At 47.6% G+C, this 15,463-nt stretch carries 16 protein-coding genes; 13 read left to right on the top strand and 3 right to left on the bottom strand.

The features are described from left to right. Nucleotides 1–49: 49 nt before the first annotated feature. From B7990_RS12185 to B7990_RS12130, 11 genes are all read left to right on the top strand, one after another. Nucleotides 50–841, top strand: a complete 792-nt coding sequence (locus B7990_RS12185; RefSeq protein ID WP_254917517.1) for a DUF3450 family protein — start codon at nucleotides 50–52, stop codon at nucleotides 839–841. Beyond that, nucleotides 841–2,409 carry a MotA/TolQ/ExbB proton channel family protein gene (locus B7990_RS12180; RefSeq protein WP_088641192.1) on the top strand — a complete coding sequence of 523 codons (1,569 nt, stop codon included), beginning with the start codon at nucleotides 841–843 and terminating at the stop codon, nucleotides 2,407–2,409. Before B7990_RS12185 ends, B7990_RS12180 begins: the two co-directional genes overlap by 1 nt. Then, nucleotides 2,409–3,041: a MotA/TolQ/ExbB proton channel family protein gene (locus B7990_RS12175; protein WP_088629171.1), complete on the top strand. Its 633-nt coding sequence runs from the start codon at nucleotides 2,409–2,411 to the stop codon at nucleotides 3,039–3,041. Before B7990_RS12180 ends, B7990_RS12175 begins: the two co-directional genes overlap by 1 nt. Continuing rightward, on the top strand, nucleotides 3,038–3,442 hold the full coding sequence (locus tag B7990_RS12170; protein ID WP_012819885.1) for a biopolymer transporter ExbD: 405 nt from the start codon (nucleotides 3,038–3,040) through the stop codon (nucleotides 3,440–3,442). Before B7990_RS12175 ends, B7990_RS12170 begins: the two co-directional genes overlap by 4 nt. Nucleotides 3,443–3,519: 77 nt before the next feature. Next, nucleotides 3,520–4,161, top strand: a complete 642-nt coding sequence (locus tag B7990_RS12165) for an energy transducer TonB (protein WP_088641191.1) — start codon at nucleotides 3,520–3,522, stop codon at nucleotides 4,159–4,161. Nucleotides 4,162–4,297: 136 nt separating this feature from the next. Beyond that, nucleotides 4,298–5,224: a lipopolysaccharide assembly protein LapB gene (locus B7990_RS12160; protein ID WP_254917516.1), complete on the top strand. Its 927-nt coding sequence runs from the start codon at nucleotides 4,298–4,300 to the stop codon at nucleotides 5,222–5,224. A gap of 222 nt (nucleotides 5,225–5,446) precedes the next feature. Next, nucleotides 5,447–6,565 (top strand): ATP-binding protein, encoded by a 1,119-nt coding sequence (locus B7990_RS12155; protein WP_176407319.1) that lies wholly within the window; start codon nucleotides 5,447–5,449, stop codon nucleotides 6,563–6,565. 40 nt (nucleotides 6,566–6,605) lie between these two features. Next, nucleotides 6,606–7,523: a hypothetical protein gene (locus B7990_RS12150; protein ID WP_141099279.1), complete on the top strand. Its 918-nt coding sequence runs from the start codon at nucleotides 6,606–6,608 to the stop codon at nucleotides 7,521–7,523. Nucleotides 7,524–7,688: 165 nt separating this feature from the next. Beyond that, nucleotides 7,689–8,462, top strand: coding sequence for a hypothetical protein (locus B7990_RS12145; RefSeq protein WP_088641188.1), 774 nt, complete (start codon nucleotides 7,689–7,691; stop codon nucleotides 8,460–8,462). A gap of 337 nt (nucleotides 8,463–8,799) precedes the next feature. Further along, complete coding sequence (locus B7990_RS12135) at nucleotides 8,800–9,993, top strand: hypothetical protein (protein WP_141099278.1); 1,194 nt, start codon at nucleotides 8,800–8,802, stop codon at nucleotides 9,991–9,993. A 61-nt stretch (nucleotides 9,994–10,054) separates the two neighbouring features. Then, nucleotides 10,055–10,633 (top strand): hypothetical protein, encoded by a 579-nt coding sequence (locus B7990_RS12130; protein WP_088641185.1) that lies wholly within the window; start codon nucleotides 10,055–10,057, stop codon nucleotides 10,631–10,633. A 17-nt stretch (nucleotides 10,634–10,650) separates the two neighbouring features. Here the strand turns inward: B7990_RS12130 and B7990_RS15145 are convergent, their stop codons facing one another. Both B7990_RS15145 and B7990_RS12115 read right to left on the bottom strand, forming a co-directional pair. Then, the gene (locus B7990_RS15145; protein ID WP_254917515.1) at nucleotides 10,651–13,383 is read right to left on the bottom strand and encodes a U32 family peptidase; all 2,733 of its coding nucleotides are present in this window, start codon (nucleotides 13,381–13,383) and stop codon (nucleotides 10,651–10,653) included. Nucleotides 13,384–13,602: 219 nt separating this feature from the next. After that, nucleotides 13,603–13,950: a hypothetical protein gene (locus B7990_RS12115; RefSeq protein WP_088641184.1), complete on the bottom strand. Its 348-nt coding sequence runs from the start codon at nucleotides 13,948–13,950 to the stop codon at nucleotides 13,603–13,605. A gap of 32 nt (nucleotides 13,951–13,982) precedes the next feature. Between B7990_RS12115 and B7990_RS12110 the strand changes: the two genes are divergently transcribed. Beyond that, the gene (locus B7990_RS12110) at nucleotides 13,983–14,201 is read left to right on the top strand and encodes a hypothetical protein (RefSeq protein WP_088641183.1); all 219 of its coding nucleotides are present in this window, start codon (nucleotides 13,983–13,985) and stop codon (nucleotides 14,199–14,201) included. Between the two features lie 292 nt (nucleotides 14,202–14,493). Beyond that, nucleotides 14,494–15,117, top strand: a complete 624-nt coding sequence (locus tag B7990_RS12105; RefSeq protein ID WP_088641182.1) for a hypothetical protein — start codon at nucleotides 14,494–14,496, stop codon at nucleotides 15,115–15,117. On the opposite strand, the gene B7990_RS12100 is transcribed toward B7990_RS12105, so the two are convergent. Beyond that, nucleotides 15,114–15,308 carry a type II toxin-antitoxin system YoeB family toxin gene (locus B7990_RS12100; protein ID WP_254917522.1) on the bottom strand — a complete coding sequence of 65 codons (195 nt, stop codon included), beginning with the start codon at nucleotides 15,306–15,308 and terminating at the stop codon, nucleotides 15,114–15,116. The two genes, B7990_RS12105 and B7990_RS12100, sit on opposite strands and share 4 nt — an antisense overlap. Nucleotides 15,309–15,463: the final 155 nt, after the last annotated feature.

Genomic DNA, 15,463 nt, shown 5'->3' with positions numbered 1-15,463 from the left:
TTGACAAAATCCTAAATTTTTTAGTCAAACATCTTTGTATTTTATGCACATGAAATTTTCATTCCTTCCTAAAGTATTGTTGTGTCTGGGGCTTTCTGGCGTTTTTGCCGTGGCCCAGGAAACGGTAGAAAGCGTTCGTCGCCAAATCAAGACGGTCGAGGCCGAAACCGCTCGCGAAAAATCTATGCACGAAGCCGAAAAGAAGCGCCATGCCGAATTCGTTGAAGTCGGTCGCAAAAAGGTGCAGAACCTCTCGGCCCAGAACAAGTCCTTGAAAGCCGAAATCGATTCGCTCAAGGTCGAACTCAAGAAAATTTCAGCGGCCCGCGCGAAGACGAACGGTTCGATCCGCTACTTCGAAAACCGCAAGACGAAGTACGCTGATTCTCTTGCGACGGTCATCGATTCTCTCGTGCCGTTCTTTGAATCGGATTTCCCGTACCGCACGGACGAAGCCGTCAAGAATATCCAGGAAATCGCAAGCATGTTGCACAAGGGCCTAATCGAAACGGACGATGCTTTGAACCGCACGATGGAAGTCTTTTACGACCGCATCCGCCTGGGTTACACCACCGAAGTTTGGAAGGGCTTCTTGCAGGTGGACGCTCGCAACGTGGCTGGAACGTATTTGCGCTACGGTGCTGTTGCCTCGATTTTTGTCAGCAATGACGGTAACGATGTTTTGTTCCTCACTCGTAACGGCCTCGGCTACTCCTGGAAGAACGTCTCCGAAGACCTCACGATGCGCACGGTCCTCAAGGACGTGATGAAGGTCGCCGAAGGCAAGACCGCTCCAAGACTTGTGACTATCCCAGTATCTTTCCCGAAGGAGGCTAACTAATGTTTAGACGAAAGAACGGTGCTTCGCCCCTTCAGACGAAAGACGAAAGAGTGTCTTCTAGTAGCGGTTTTTTGAGGCGTTTATCTCTCGTCTCTCGTCTCTCGCCTCTCGTCTTAGTTTTGCTTCTCGCTCCTTCTTCTCATGCTCAGCAGAACGTAACCGTCGATGCCGTCAAGAAACGCGCCGAACTCAACAGCGCTAAGGCTGACCTCGAAGAAGCCCGCCGCAAGCGCGACATGGCTGTCGCCGCCCGCTGGAAGGACCGCGAAACGTTCAACAAGGAACGTGAACTCTTCAATGAAAAGTATCAGCTCGGCAAGGAACGCGTAGACGCCTTGATGTCCGAACGCACCCGCTTGCTCGAAGACGTGCGTGTCGCCCGTGAAGACTTGGCCCAGGTCAAGCTCCAGGCCGAAAAGGCCCGTGCCGAATACCTCTCGCTCGCTGCAGGTCCGGAACGCTTGGAAATGCTAGCCAAGTTCCAGGAACAGGGCGTGCCGTTCAAGGTTGCCGATCGCGTCGAAGCGCAGAACAAGGTCAAGAAGGAAATGGGCCTTTACCGCGATGACCCGCTCCGCATTGCCCGCTCGATGCTCGAAGTCGCCAAGAAAGAGATGAAGTTTACGCGTGAAGTCCGCACCGAAAAGGCGGACCTCATGTTCGGTAGCTCGGTTGCCGAAGGCGATCGCATGCGCTTGGGCGGCCTCTTTGCTATGCAGATGGCGAAGGTTACCGACGTGAACGGTTTCCACCCCTCGGCTTTGATGCTCCCGGTGGCAGGCGAAAAGAAGCGCGTCTATAGCTGGCAAGAAAATCTCTCTCCCGAAACGCGCAAGGACGTGGCGAAGGCTTTTGCTAGCGCTAACGATTCTGCTTTCGTGATGGTGCCGGTCGATGTCCTCCTCAGCACCGAACTTTCGAGTGAACTTGCAAACCATCAGGAAACCACGTGGAAAGAAGACTTTGCTGAATTCTTCCATAACGGCGGCATCCTGATGTACCCGATCGCAACGCTCTTTATCCTCGGCCTTATCATTTTCCTCGTGCGCCTCGTTTGGCTCCTTGTCCTCGGCTTTGGTGGCCGTGGTGCTCGCAATGCGGTAAAGGCTCTCGCGAATCGCGACCTCCGTCTTGCAACTGCTGAATCCCAGAGGGCTCATGGCGAAGTGGGCAAGGTGTTGCGCTCCGTGCTTGGCAAGAATTTCAAGGACCGTGCGAGTGCCGAAAAGTCTCTCGAAGTCCTGTTCGCAGGCGAAGTGCCCAAGCTCGAAATGGGACTCAGCTGGATTTCCGTGTTTGCCTCGACGGCTCCGCTCCTCGGTCTCTTGGGTACCGTTATGGGTATGATTGAACTTTTCAATGTCATCACCATGCATGGCACGAGCGACCCGAAGCTTTTGGCTGGCGGTATTTCCATCGCCCTCGTGACGACGGAAGCTGGCCTTATCGTGGCTATCCCGCTCCAGCTCTTGCACACGCTCCTCGTGAACATCTCGGATTCTGTCCGTACCCGCATGGAAAAGACGGGCCTTGCCGTCCTCAACGCTATCTGGATTAAGGAAAAGTAATGGACGAATATTCCGTCATCGAAGCGACCATGAGCATCCTGCTGCGCGGCGGTTGGGTGTTGCTCCCGCTATTCCTGATTGGGTGGCTGGGCTGGTTCTTGATGTTTGAACGATACGGCTATTATTTTATGCTGAAGGGCACTTCGACCTCGAAGTTTTTCAAGGACTTGGACACGGTGGGCGAGGAGGCTGCTTTTGCAAAACTCCGCAAGCGCCGCTTTGGCTACTTCTTGGCTCTGGTCGAAAACGTGCGGAAGTACCGTAAAGATGGCCCTGTGGCTGTGCGCAATGCGATGCTCGCGACGCGTCACGAACTGGACGTAAGCCTTTCCAAGTCGCTCAAGACGATTGTAACTTGTGCCTCGATTGCTCCGCTCCTCGGACTTCTGGGAACGGTCTCTGGCATGGTGCATACGTTCGAGACGATTAAGCAATTTGGCTTTGGAAATCCGGTGCTCTTGGCGGACGGTATTTCCGAAGCGCTCCTCACGACGCAGGCGGGCTTGCTTGTTGCGTTCCCGCTGATGCTCGTTTATAACTATCTCGAAAGACGAGTAGATTCTATTGGTGATTTTGCCTGGAGCGAAGCGCTCAAGTTCGAAGAACGTTGCTTTGCCAAGGAGGTTGAATGAGTTTTATCCGTAAACGTTCGAGAAGCGGTGGAGGCATTGATGTCTCTCCGATGCTCGACATGGTGTTCATCCTTTTGATCTTCTTCATCGTGACCTCGACGTTCACGCGCGAAACGGGCGTGGATGTGACGAAGCCGAAGGCGAGTACCGCAAAGGAACTTGCGAAGGAAAGCATTTTGATTGGTGTTACCCGTCAGGGGACCATCCACATCAACGAGACGCAGGTGAACCTCTCGACTTTGCAGACCGTGCTCCGCCAGATGATGGCCGAAGCGCCGGACCGCCCGGTGATTATCGTGAGCGACCGTGACGCCCCCAACGGAGTCGTGGTTGATATCCTCGATGAATGTAATTTGGCGAAGGTGAGAAAAGTCTCCATCTCCGCGAATAAGGAGGAGTGAATTTAGTAGACAGTAGACGGTAGGCAGTAGACAGTGAGTCTTACTTCCTACTTCCGACTTCTAACTTCCTACTGCTTATGCTTGATTTTTGTGCGAAATATTTCCGATTCCCGGTGGCGTTTGTGCTCTCGTTTGTCGTGGGCGCTGTGTTCTTCCTTGCGATCCCGGTCATCAACGTGTTGTTCTTCGATAAAGGCGAAAAGTCCGAAAAAGTTCTCGAAGAAGTGACCGAAGTTGAAGTCCTCGTGAGTGAGAAAAAGCCCGAAGTGAAGCAGAAAGTCATTCGTACGGTGGCGACTCCGAACACGTTCAAGGTTTCGGCGCACATGGGTGTATCCCGTAGCCAGAATTTCCAGATGGATTTGTCGCTTGCTCGTGGTGCCGCTGGCGATGGCGTTGCCGTGGATGCTGGTTCGATGGAAAACGTAATTTACGAGGCTGGCGAAGTGGATGAACAGGCGCAGGTGTTGCGTGAAATCCAGCCGAAGTTCCCGGACCGCGCCAAGAAAATGGGCGTCTCGGGTTACGTGAAAGTGTTTATTGTGATTGATGTGAACGGTGACGTGGCTCAGGCTCAGGTGCTGACGCAGGACCCGGCAGGCTATGGCTTTGATATCGAAGCGCTCAAGGCTATTCGCCAGTGGAAGTTCTCTCCGGCGCAGTTACGCGGCTTCCCAGTAGCACAAAAAGCTACAAAGGAGTTCCGTTTTGTTAAGTAATTTTAATTACAAATTTGGGAACTCTTTGTGTGACTGTCATTCCCGACTCGATCGGGAATCTCCTATTTCTTTCGCAAAGAAGCTCTTCCTACTTCCTACTGTCTACTTCCTACTGCTCTTTTTCCTTGCACTCCCGTTGCATGCTGCGGATGATTTCTTCTTCAAGGCGAACGAGCTTTACGACCAGGGGCGTTACAAGGAATCGGTGAAGTATTACCGTGCCGCTATTGACGATGGCCGTTACGAGCCGTTCGCGTGGTTCAACTTGGGCAATGCCCTTGTGCAACTTGGCAAAAAAGAAGTCGCGATGGTTGCGTACAAGCGCACCGTTGAACTCCTCCCGGACTTTGTGAAGGCTTGGATGCTTCTCGGCGATTTGTACTACCTCGCTGAATCTCCGAGCGATGCGATTGTCGCCTACAACCGTGCGATTGAACTCGGGACGGAAACGGACCACATCCATTTTGCCCTTGCGGAATGTTATATGAAAGGCAGCGACTGGACGCTTGCGCAAAAGCATTTTGAACGTGCGCTAGCGCTAAACCCGGATCGCATGGATGCTTGGTACGGCCTTGCCGAAGTTTATGAAAAGCTTGGCGATTACGAATACGCCGTGAAGACGCTCAAAAACGCGCTCCAGATGACAGCGACTGCTGGCGCTGACGTGCATTACACGCTCTCGTATTACTACCGCAGCATGGATTCTACGCGGCTCGCCTTGAACGAAATGGAAAACGGCATCATGATGGATCCCGAAAACGTTTCCGCTCGCCGTTATCTTGCGCAGATGTATGTCAAGAATGAATCCCCGTGGATGGCAATTTTCACGCTTGAAGAAGGCCTCCGCCACAAGAAAGGGATTGCTGACTTGAATCTCGACTTGGGACAAATTTACTTTACGCAAAAGCGCTATGACGAAGCGTTTGAATGTTACATGAAGGCTTGGCGTGCTGGTAATTCTCAGGGCCGCATCGGTGCTGAAAACGTTGGCCACATATTCTCGAACGCAGGCGATACCGAAAAAGCTGAAGCCCTCTACGCCCGCATCCGTGACAAGAAATAATTTTTACATTGTCATCCTCGCGAATTTATCTCGTCATCCTCGCGAAGGCGAGGATCTTAAGGCATTGTCATCCTGAAGCCAACGGCTGAAGGATCTATGCTGCCAGAAGTGTCATCCTGAGCGTAGTCGAAGGAGCCTGTGGCATTTCTACTACAGACTCGTTATATGAAAAATTTCGCATTTTGCGTTACGCATTTTGCGAAATTTGATTATATTTAGAGTATGAATATTAATCCGTTCCTTCTTTATGGGTATAATGGTCCTGAATACTTCTGTGACCGTGTCGAAGAGACCAAGTACATTCTGTCGGCTCTCCGTAATGGGCGTAATATTACATTGCTTTCTCCACGACGTATGGGCAAAACAGGGCTGATATACCATATTTTCAATGTTATACAGAAAGATGAAAAAGATGCAGCTTGCTTCTATATCGACATTTTCCCGACGAAATCGCTGGATGATTTCGTTCACAACTTAGGTACGGCTGTTGTCGGAAAATTAGATTCGTTTGGAAAGAAGGCTGCAAAAACGGCCTTGTCGCTATTCAAAAGTTTTAAAGTAGTTCTGTCAACAGATCCGGTTTCTGGCAATCCGCAGCCGTCTATTGAATTTGCTCCGCAAGAAACAAAGAATACATTGGCAGAAATTTTTGCCTACCTTAAGCAATCGAAGCAAGAATGTTACATCGCCATTGATGAATTCCAGCAGATTGCAGAATATAAGGATGAAGGCGTTGAAGCACTGCTTCGTTCGTACATCCAGTTTTGCCCGAACGTCCATTTTATTTTCTCTGGTAGCAAACAGCACTTGATGACGGAAATGTTTGGCTCAGTGTCACATCCGTTTTACCGCAGTACGGAGATTTTCAATTTAACGGCGATTTCCGAAGACCATTACTATGCATTTGCAAAAAAATGGATGTCGAAAAACTCCATCAAATTGTCCAAAGAAATCTTCGGCGAACTCTATCATAAATTTGATGGGCATACTTGGTATATGCAACGCGTGTTGAATCGCCTGTACGAAACTGCACTTGCAACTATAGAAATTGCAGATGTGGAACTGTGTATCGCAGCTATTGTCGAATCAGAAAAGGAAATTTATCAGAGGCTGATCGCCTTGCTTACACGCAATCAATGCCAGTTGCTCATCGCGATTGCGAAAGAAGGCTGTGCTAAGGCTATAAATTCATCAGCCTTTGTGCAAAAGTATCACCTGAAAAATGTTAGCAGTATTAGCCGTGCCATTGATATGCTTTTGTCGCAAGAATTCGTGATGAAAACTCAAGAGGGCTACATCGTTTATGACCGTTTTATGGCGTTGTATTTGAAAGGACTGTAGGGTAGAATAATGCGATTGAATTAGAATGGCTAAAGCTTTTATGAAAACGAGAAACATCGTCATTACAATTTTCGTTACACCATTCTTTGTCTTGATGCTGCTTGGCGTCGTTTTTTTCGCTTATGCGTCATATAAGGATTCCTCTTCGAAGGCCTTTCGCGAAAAGACGGTCTATCCTGCGGAATTCGAGGACTTTCATATTGAAGAAATGGTTGTGCGGGGACCCGATTCGCTTTTTTTATTCGGTTCGTATGGTATCATAGAGCAACTCCCCGCAGTTCTTGGAACATACGATGGGGGTGCCACCTGGACAAAAAGCGAAATCAGGAGCTTGACGTCGATTGCAATGTTCTATTCCATGGATGACCATATGATTCTCGAGTCCTACGAACGTGATGCCGACTTCAATGCGGTTTATGTGTCGGGTGAGGACTATATGACGTGGGATTCCATTGGTAAATATCGGGATTATCGCAAGGTTCGTATTGTTCGCGTGAACGATTCGGTTCCGGATGGGGGACCGAAATACAAGTTGGAAAATGGGGAAAGGGTGTTTGCGGGTGATTTCGTGGAAAGTACTCTTCCGATTTTTGCCCGGAATGACAAAAGCTGGATACTCGGTTCTTCGGGAAACCGGGTGCTCGTTTATCGGATAGAAGACGGGAAGGCTCAACAGCGGCACGAAACGAGCTATGGCAGCAAGGGTACGCAATGTCTTTGGATGCAGGATTTCCTTGTAAAAGGCGATGTCTTTGCAACTGTCGTTAGTGATGGAGTCTGGTTTACCGATAATTTTGCCCTGCTTTATAGTACCGATGGTGGACAAACGTGGAAACAGGAACGCGTGTCTGCGGAAGCGAGTGTGTACCGTCTTGACATAAGGGACGGAAAAATCTTTTTGGCTTATTACCATGTGGGGCGTAAGTCCGTTTCTATCTTGACCCTGCCCGTGGAATAGGCTGGTTTTTGGGCTCCCTTCTACCCCGTTTGGTTGTACAAACGAAAAGAATAGAGTATATTCTCTTATGCAAAATTGGGTGTATGACAACATAGTCAATCTCAAAGGATGCGGATCGAAATCTTTCTTTTACCTGTGCAATTGTTGTTAAAATGGTGAACGTGAATGAACAAAAAAGCAAAGAAGAAAATAAGTAAAAACCCATTCAGAATTGCCTTTGGGATAATAATGCTGATAATAATCGCGATAAAAGCGTTTTTCTTTGATTGGATAATCGAATGGTTATTCAGTAAAAAAAGTCAATATCTAATATTGAAAAATTTTGACAAATCCTTTGAAATTTCAATTGATTTATTTAATGCGATTTGTGCATATCCAACAATTGCGTTAAAGCCTCGTCGATATCACTGTCTTACCAAGATATACTATGGATATAAAAAATTTGCTGCAAAATCCATCTCGAAAGCAAATTTAAAATCAATGGTCAGTGCTTGGATAGAAAATCCTAATGATCCTTGGAATCCTCTGATAAGCATTTTCAACGGGGCTCCTTCTACTTACAATAGTTTAACGATTCGCTTTGAAGACTCCGAAATTCCAAAATTCGTCAATTATTTGAAGAATACGTTCATTGTTGATTACGGCTATGTTTGTGAAGTTTGGAATTGTCAGAGCAAGTGTATCCATGCATCGCGAGGAAGCTCTGCTTGGCAAACCGGCGACTCTAAAAAAGTTTGTGAAGGTTTCTTGAAGGATGTCTATACAGTCAATATTTTGAATTCCGCCCATGTCCAAGACTCTCTGATTAGTAAAATCAAAGAAGATGAACGGATGGGTAAAATAGATTCATCCGTTGATGGATATATTATATGGAACGTTGACCCATCAAACATCCGCTACGCCCGCCGCGTCTGCAAGAAAATGGGATTGTTGATATGAATAGGCCTACAGTCATAAAAATTTTTTTCGGTGTCCTTGCAGTTGCCTCCTCTTTGAGTTCTCTTGTTCTCACGTCTCTAGCGTTGCTTATTCCGCTGCGCCCGTATGACTGGGGCCCTCCTGACGCTCTCTCTTTGCAGACTGATGACGATTGTGCCTGCTTTATTTTTGTGTCATGTTTTTTAAGTACATTCCTATTGGGAATCTCTTTGATAAGTTTGAAATTCGCGAAAATTGGCATCTCCAAGAAAATGGCGACTAAAATCGTGTATATGTTTTGGATTGTAGTTACTATGGCAAGAATGTTTTACGTACTCCCTTATTATCATGGTTGATTATGAATGAAAAAGAAACTTACCCAACCCAACGGAAGTGGATTAAAATCCTTCTTCTGCTTGCGCCGTTGTGCCTTGTCGTGCTGTTGGCAACTCTGTCTAATTGTAGCGACAATTCAACTACGATAAAAGCTCTTGCCAGAGATGTCATCGAAAAGGAATGCAAGGACTCCCTGAATTGCATCATATCTATTCCGATGTTGACTCCTTATGAATGGGATAGGATGTATGTTTTTGAATATAATATGACAGATGAAGAAATTAATCAAGTAATTCATCAAAAGTTTAGAAGACATCTTGAACTTACAAAAGTATGGCTCTTTATGCGGGGGGACAGTATTGTTTATTTTGAAGAACATGAAATAGACTTTGAACGCCCGACAAAGAGAGATCTTATTTTCCCAAAAGGTAGCGAAAAATTTGCCGAGTTTACTCCATCGTCAGCAGTATTCAATGTAAGTACAAAATGGTGGAAGGAATATGGTTATTCTTACTACGTATTATCATCCATATTGTATGACAAAATTGAACAAATTAAATATAGGGATACGACCGTCATCTATGCGGAATTCCTAGATGATGACCACGCACTCTTATATCGTTCAATCTTTCCTGACGTGCTGTTCTTTGTCAGATTATCAGATTCAGTTTTATATGAAGTCGATAGCATTGTAGATTTCAATCATGATTTTGTTGTGTATCGAACAGAAGCAGAATTGATAAAAGAGATGGGAAATTTTACGGCAAAAGATATCAATAAAAAAGATTTCAAAAAACTTGTAGATTATGAGTTAAATCGAAAAAATTATTTAAGAAATCATTTTCACAAACCCACAATGGGGCGTTTTGCGGGTGATTTATTTATGCTGGATGATGGTGGTGTTTATAAGCTGTCTTTATCTAAAAGATTGTTTGATAAAGTAATTTATTATAGCATAGCTTTGAATATACCAGATAGTTGTGACGACAACATTCTTCGCAAACCTTATCCGAATCCCCAAAAAAGTATTTCATCATCAGTCATTAAGGTTTCGTTTGATGATGGAAGCTTTTTTGAACTTACGCCGAATGGCTCATTGAACATACAAGTCGTTGATCGTAATACTTGCCTAATAATTGAAAGTGATTTTAATAATGAACTTGTGAAATACAAAGAAGGCAAAAAATGCGATAAAGCATTTATGATATGCGAATAACGCCCGCTGTGTTTGCAAGATAATTGGACTGCTGATATAAGTGAATATGGAGATTCTTAAAATGGTTGAAGTGAAATACAAATCCTTCTTTGAAATGTCGTTCCTTTTCATGACCATATTTTCGCTTTTGGGCTTTGTTGTTGTGCCCATTTTGGGGATGCTTAAAGCTCTTTGGGATGTCTTCAATGTAGGTATGGACATTGAATCTATAAAATTGTTTGTTCTGTGTGCTATCATACTTATCGCTTTTGGAATAGCTGTTGCTTCGTTCAAGCCGAATATAAAATGGGTTTTTGACGATACCGGAATTACAATGAAATGTTCAGTGAAACTATTCTCGAAGACTTTGCTCGATAAAGTCCAATGTTTTCGTTGGGATGAAATTGACGAACTGGATTTTTACCCGTTCGGCGTTTTTTCTTTTTATAAATTAGAGAATAAATTGTTACGCATGGTTTCTTTAAGCTATTTTCACACAAATAAAAAAGAAGCTTTGGAGTTTGCTGTCCCGAAACTACCATACTATAAGATTTCCGATGTAGCTCGCCAAAAACTGCAAAAGAAATATGGGATTGTTGTAAAAGAATATTCAGCTAACGATGGCTCCAACAAAAATGCAGAAGCCCATCTTAACCACTAATCACTGTTTACTTCCGACTAATCACACCCTTTCTTTCTGTCTTGCCAGACGCTTTGGTTGAACAGTTGGCCTTCGGAGAGTCCGTACTTTTCTTCGACGCCGGCCTTTGAAATGGCTGTGTCGATGTCGAGCTTGCCGCGGATGGCTTGCGTGTAAATGTCAATTTTGCGGCGGACGGATTCGGGTTCTTCGTCCAAGAGTTCCAGGCGGTAGCTGCTTACGTTTTGGGCGATGAGCCTTGGCAATAGCTTGAGGGCGGATTGCGGCTTGCCGACAAAGAGCGTGTTGCGGCATTCGGCATCGGATTGCAAGAAGTGGCGTTCGCCTTTATGGTCCAAGATTTCGACTTTGTGCTGTGTGCAAATCTTTTTGCATTCGGGGAAGCGGCGGCCTGTTGTGAGGGCACGTGCGAAGGCGCAGTATTCCGAGTGGAATGCTGGCATGTACTGGTGCAGAGCGAGTTCGAGCTTGCTTCCGTCAATGTTCTTGAGCAAGTCAAAAAGCTGTGTGCTGTTGAGGTCCCACGACGGGTGCAATTTTTCGAGGCCTTGAGCCAAGAGCCAATCGTAGCTTGCGCTGTTGGTGGCGTTCAAGCTGTAGTCGCCGACCATCGGGATTCCGGAATCCTTGAGGAGAGCGAGCGAACCGAGGTTACGCACCAGTGCAAATTCTGGCATGAGCGTGAGAATTTGCTTGATGTAATGGTTCTCGCCGGGCTTGTGGATGCGGAGGGTCGCGATGCCTGCTTCGAATCCGAGCTTGTGAATGCGCTCGAGCGGTTCGTCGTATTTCACGCCCCAGTCAAAATCCATGACGACTTTATCGATGTCGAGGCCTTGGAGTGCGTCGATTTGTTCAGGACGGCGAACGAGAACAGTGATGTTCATGCGGCGGGGTGTCGCGCGGTTTTCTGTTGCTATTGCGGCGTTGTCGCTGTTGGATTTGCTCGCGACTTTAACGATGCTGTGTAGGAATGCGCGACCATTGTCCGCAGAAGGTGCGAGTTCCTTCCACTGCAAGCGTTTTTCGTCCAAGGCTTGAACAGCTTCTTGGCGGAGCGTACGCAAAACTTTGCCGGGGAGGAATGCGTTTGGCGGGAGCTTGATTTCTAGCTTGTCGAGAACGTAGGCCGTAGCAGAAAGTGCCGAAAGTTCTTTCTTGGCGATTGTCTGGAGTGTGTCTGGTGCGACTTCGTTGCGGGAGGCTTCGAGGATGGCGCCTTCGACGGTGACCGCGCGCGTCTCGGCGGCGACATTCGAGTTTTCGCAAATCGTGAGCTTGAGCGGTTCGCCGATTTTGCCTTCGAGTGTCATGCAAACAGGAATGTGCTTGGCGAAACTCTTGTCGGTAAAAGTCTTGTGGAGTTCTTTTTCGAGAGCGGGGGAGTCGTTGCGGTACGCCTTCATGCCGTAGGTGACTTTGCGCAAATTGAATTCGCGACCGAATTCCAGGCGAACTTTCGATTTTGCGGGCGTCTCGGAACGCATGTTGTTTCCGCGCGCATTTTCCCTTGCGCTCCCGGCGCATCTCGAATTATGCGAAAACATTTCCGATTTTGCGGAATGTCTCGAATTTTGCGTCGAGGCACTTTCGCTGTGCGAATTTCGGGCGAACGTTGCCTTGTACAGTCGGCTTCCCGTTTGACGCGGTTCGGGCTCTGCCCTATATTCCTCAAATAAAATCCCGTCGCCAGGCAACAATGTGCACGGAACAGGTTTGTCTTCAAGTTCTACAATCACGCCGCCGCGTTCCACCTGAACGACGGTTCCGATAAATTCACCATGGTGGTTCGAGAACGAGCCATCGACGAGTTCCTGGTGGTTTACGCCATCGAGCCAGCCGGTGTTGAGTCCGCGCGAGAACAAAACTTCAAGCGGTTCCAAGTCCTGCGCGGTAAGCTCGGCGGCATTTCCATTCGCACACTCGGCATTTTCTTTATAACCTTTTTCGCTCAGAATTTCCAATGCCTTGCGATACGCGTGCGAAACGGCGGCTACGTATTCTGGGCTTTTCAAACGCCCTTCGACCTTGAGCGATTCCACGCCGATTTCTCTGAGTTCTTCAAGTTTCGGGAGTGCACACAGGTCTCGCGTACTGAACAGATAACGCGCTTTCGGGTCTTTCCATTCCTTGCCGTCCACAAAAATGCGGTAGGGGAGGCGGCAGCTTTGGGCGCACTGCCCGCGGTTTGCGCTGCGACCGCCAAAGTTTTCGCTGGTGAGGCACTGGCCCGAGTACGAGACGCAAAGCGCCCCGTGGATGAAAACTTCCAGTTCCAAGTCGGTGAGGCTCTTGATTTGTGCAATCTGCTTTGCGGAAAGTTCGCGTGCCAAGACCGCTCTTGAAAATCCGATGTCCTTGACCAAGTTCACGGCTTCGGAACTCGCGAGTGTCATTTGCGTACTTGCATGGATTTCCTGTTCCGGGCTAATCGCCTTGATGAGCCTTGCAAGCCCGATGTCCTGGATGATGAACGCGTCCGGCTTTAACGCAATCAAGCGTTCCAAAAATTCCGGCAACTCCTGAATTTCACGCTCGAAGATGAGGATGTTCATTGCAAGGTACGTCTTTACACCGCGAAGCCTTGCGTAGCGGATCATTTCTTCGACATCTTCAAATGAAAAATCTTCGGTTCGACCGCGTGCGTTCCAGTGTGGCACACCATAGTAAACCGCGTCCGCCCCGTTGTTGATAGCGGATTCCAGCATGTCGCGCGTACCGACAGGCAAAAGAAGTTCAGAATTGTTCATACCCGCAAAAATAGAATTTATTGAATGACTTTAAAAAAGTCTGAAGAATAACTTTAGAAAAGTACGTCATGCGGGCGGGGCCCCAGCTCGGAGTTGCGAAGGCCGCACGGGCCCCTCCCTGCACCCTCCCCATCCTTGGCCGACGCTTTTATTCTCTCGACGAAATTATATGCGTTACAATTGTTTTTTTGTCACGCTGTTTTCATTAGGAAATGTTAATTAAATGTCTTCTAGCTTGTAGCCGAATTGCACAATGGCGCCGGTATTGGCTTCACGGAAAATGCGCAAGTGGGCAAGCCCTTCGAGGATGGCGTTGTCGAGCGTGTCTTGGTTTTGCGTCGCATCGTACCCAAGTCCAATAGTAGGTATGTCAAGCGAACCCTTGTAACCCTCGTGGATGACCTTCACGTAAGTGTATTCCGGGTCCATCTCAAGGACTGCATCGTGGATATGCTTGTCGTTATAGCCCGGATCGCTCTCGAATGATTGTTCGGAACGGTTACGGATCGTAAGAGAACCGCAATAGCCATCCTGTTTAAATTTCAACCATTTTTGTCCGACTGTCATAATTCCCCCAAAAAATAATCTAATTTTGCGGTATGTTCAAGAAATCCCTTATTTTGTCGTCTTTAGTTTGCTTTTCGATGTTTGGTTTCTCGGGCTGCTCCAACCAGGAGGCTGAGTACAAAATTGCAACTCTGACCGAAGAAAACGCCCGTCTGGCACGTCAAGTCCTTGTTCTCAAGGCTACTTTGGATTCATTGAACGCCCACAACAAGGCCGTGGATCACTCGCTCAAGTCCTTGGACATGAAATAAGAGAAACTTTGGGCGCATGTGCTCAAAAAAACATACAATTTTCTCTCATTTTCTTACAATAAACCGAATTTCTGCACGAAAAATTTGTTAAATTTGCGCTCGTGACTGGCCCCGGTTTGTCGCCACGGCGAAAACCATTTTTGCTTCCCACGTGAAGCCTTGCGACCGTCAAGTCTCCAAGGAGGCGCTAGTAAGATGGTCTTTAATTAACCCACACATTCCAGTCACCCCGCCTGCAGGTTATTTTCCAGCCTGCTCGTGTGGTTCAACCCTTACTTTATGAGGTGCCCAGATGGAAATAATCGCTCTCGCACTTTCACTCCTCGCAGTGATTCTGTGCATTGTTATCCTTGTTAAGGTTAATAAGCTTCTCACGATGCTTCGTACCCCGATTTTCAAGAAGCTCACCCCGGACATGAACTTGAAGCCGTCCGCCCGTCGCCCGATCAGCGCACAGGAAATGGCTCAGCGTGGTGGCAACAATAAGGAAAATCGCCAGAACAAGGAACGTCCGAACAACAATAATAAGGACAACCGCAATCAGCAGCAGGCTCAGGCTCATGCCCCTGCAACGCGTGATCGCAATGAACAGCAACAGCGTCCGGAACGTGGCCCGCGCCGCGAACGCCGCCCGGAACGCCCGCATCGTGAAGCTAACGCTGAAGCTCCTGTTGCAGAACAGGCTGCTCCGGTTGCACCGGCTGCTGAAGCTCCGGTCGCCGAAGCTCGTCGCCCGCTCGCTCCGCGCATTCCGGTTGAAACTCCGGCAGCTCCGGCTGTCGAAGCTGCCCCGGTCGCTCCGGTTGCTGAAGCCCCGGCTGAAGCTGCTGCAGAAAACGCTTTTGATCCGTCCAAGGTCCGCTATGGCCGCCGCAACGTGATCAAGAAGGCTCCGGAACTCTCCGAAGAAGCTTAATTCTCACGAGAATTTGCAAAAAAATCCCAGTCCAACCGGACTGGGATTTTTTTGATGTTTTCGTAATCTTTCAAAGCATCAGGCTTGCCGATACCCTCGAAATGGTTGCGTTCGATATATTTTACAAGTAGGTTAACTCTTTTGAGTTTTTTTGTGAAAAGTTCTTTCGCTGTTTTTACTGGTGGACGCAGTAGCCTTCTTTGTATTCAACAGGTAAGCAGGAAATCAGCATATTTGATGGTACTAAATTGAAAACTTTGTCTTTGAATTTGACGTATTTATATTCTGTTTTATTAGGAACTTTGAAGGTGAGGCTTCTGTAGCAGGTGCATTCGGACTTTGATTG

Origin of the sequence: Fibrobacter sp. UWB4, assembly GCF_002210345.1 — a bacterium.
GTDB lineage: Bacteria > Fibrobacterota > Fibrobacteria > Fibrobacterales > Fibrobacteraceae > Fibrobacter.
The sequence above is the reverse complement of the archived record's forward strand: the minus strand, read 5'-3'. Positions and strand labels throughout refer to the sequence as shown.

Bases quoted from the DNA above. Each gene is read 5' to 3' on its own strand.
- B7990_RS12105 (WP_088641182.1), top strand. From the start codon at position 14,494: ATGGAAATAATCGCTCTCGCACTTTCACTCCTCGCAGTGATTCTGTGC.
- B7990_RS12150 (WP_141099279.1), top strand. From the start codon at position 6,606: ATGAAAACGAGAAACATCGTCATTACAATTTTCGTTACACCATTCTTT.
- B7990_RS12180 (WP_088641192.1), top strand. From the start codon at position 841: ATGTTTAGACGAAAGAACGGTGCTTCGCCCCTTCAGACGAAAGACGAA.
- B7990_RS12145 (WP_088641188.1), top strand. From the start codon at position 7,689: ATGAACAAAAAAGCAAAGAAGAAAATAAGTAAAAACCCATTCAGAATT.
- B7990_RS12170 (WP_012819885.1), top strand. From the start codon at position 3,038: ATGAGTTTTATCCGTAAACGTTCGAGAAGCGGTGGAGGCATTGATGTC.
- B7990_RS15145 (WP_254917515.1), bottom strand. From the start codon at position 13,383: ATGAACAATTCTGAACTTCTTTTGCCTGTCGGTACGCGCGACATGCTG.
- B7990_RS12175 (WP_088629171.1), top strand. From the start codon at position 2,409: ATGGACGAATATTCCGTCATCGAAGCGACCATGAGCATCCTGCTGCGC.
- B7990_RS12155 (WP_176407319.1), top strand. From the start codon at position 5,447: ATGAATATTAATCCGTTCCTTCTTTATGGGTATAATGGTCCTGAATAC.
- B7990_RS12185 (WP_254917517.1), top strand. From the start codon at position 50: ATGAAATTTTCATTCCTTCCTAAAGTATTGTTGTGTCTGGGGCTTTCT.
- B7990_RS12110 (WP_088641183.1), top strand. From the start codon at position 13,983: ATGTTCAAGAAATCCCTTATTTTGTCGTCTTTAGTTTGCTTTTCGATG.
- B7990_RS12165 (WP_088641191.1), top strand. From the start codon at position 3,520: ATGCTTGATTTTTGTGCGAAATATTTCCGATTCCCGGTGGCGTTTGTG.
- B7990_RS12115 (WP_088641184.1), bottom strand. From the start codon at position 13,950: ATGACAGTCGGACAAAAATGGTTGAAATTTAAACAGGATGGCTATTGC.
- B7990_RS12135 (WP_141099278.1), top strand. From the start codon at position 8,800: ATGAATGAAAAAGAAACTTACCCAACCCAACGGAAGTGGATTAAAATC.
- B7990_RS12130 (WP_088641185.1), top strand. From the start codon at position 10,055: ATGGTTGAAGTGAAATACAAATCCTTCTTTGAAATGTCGTTCCTTTTC.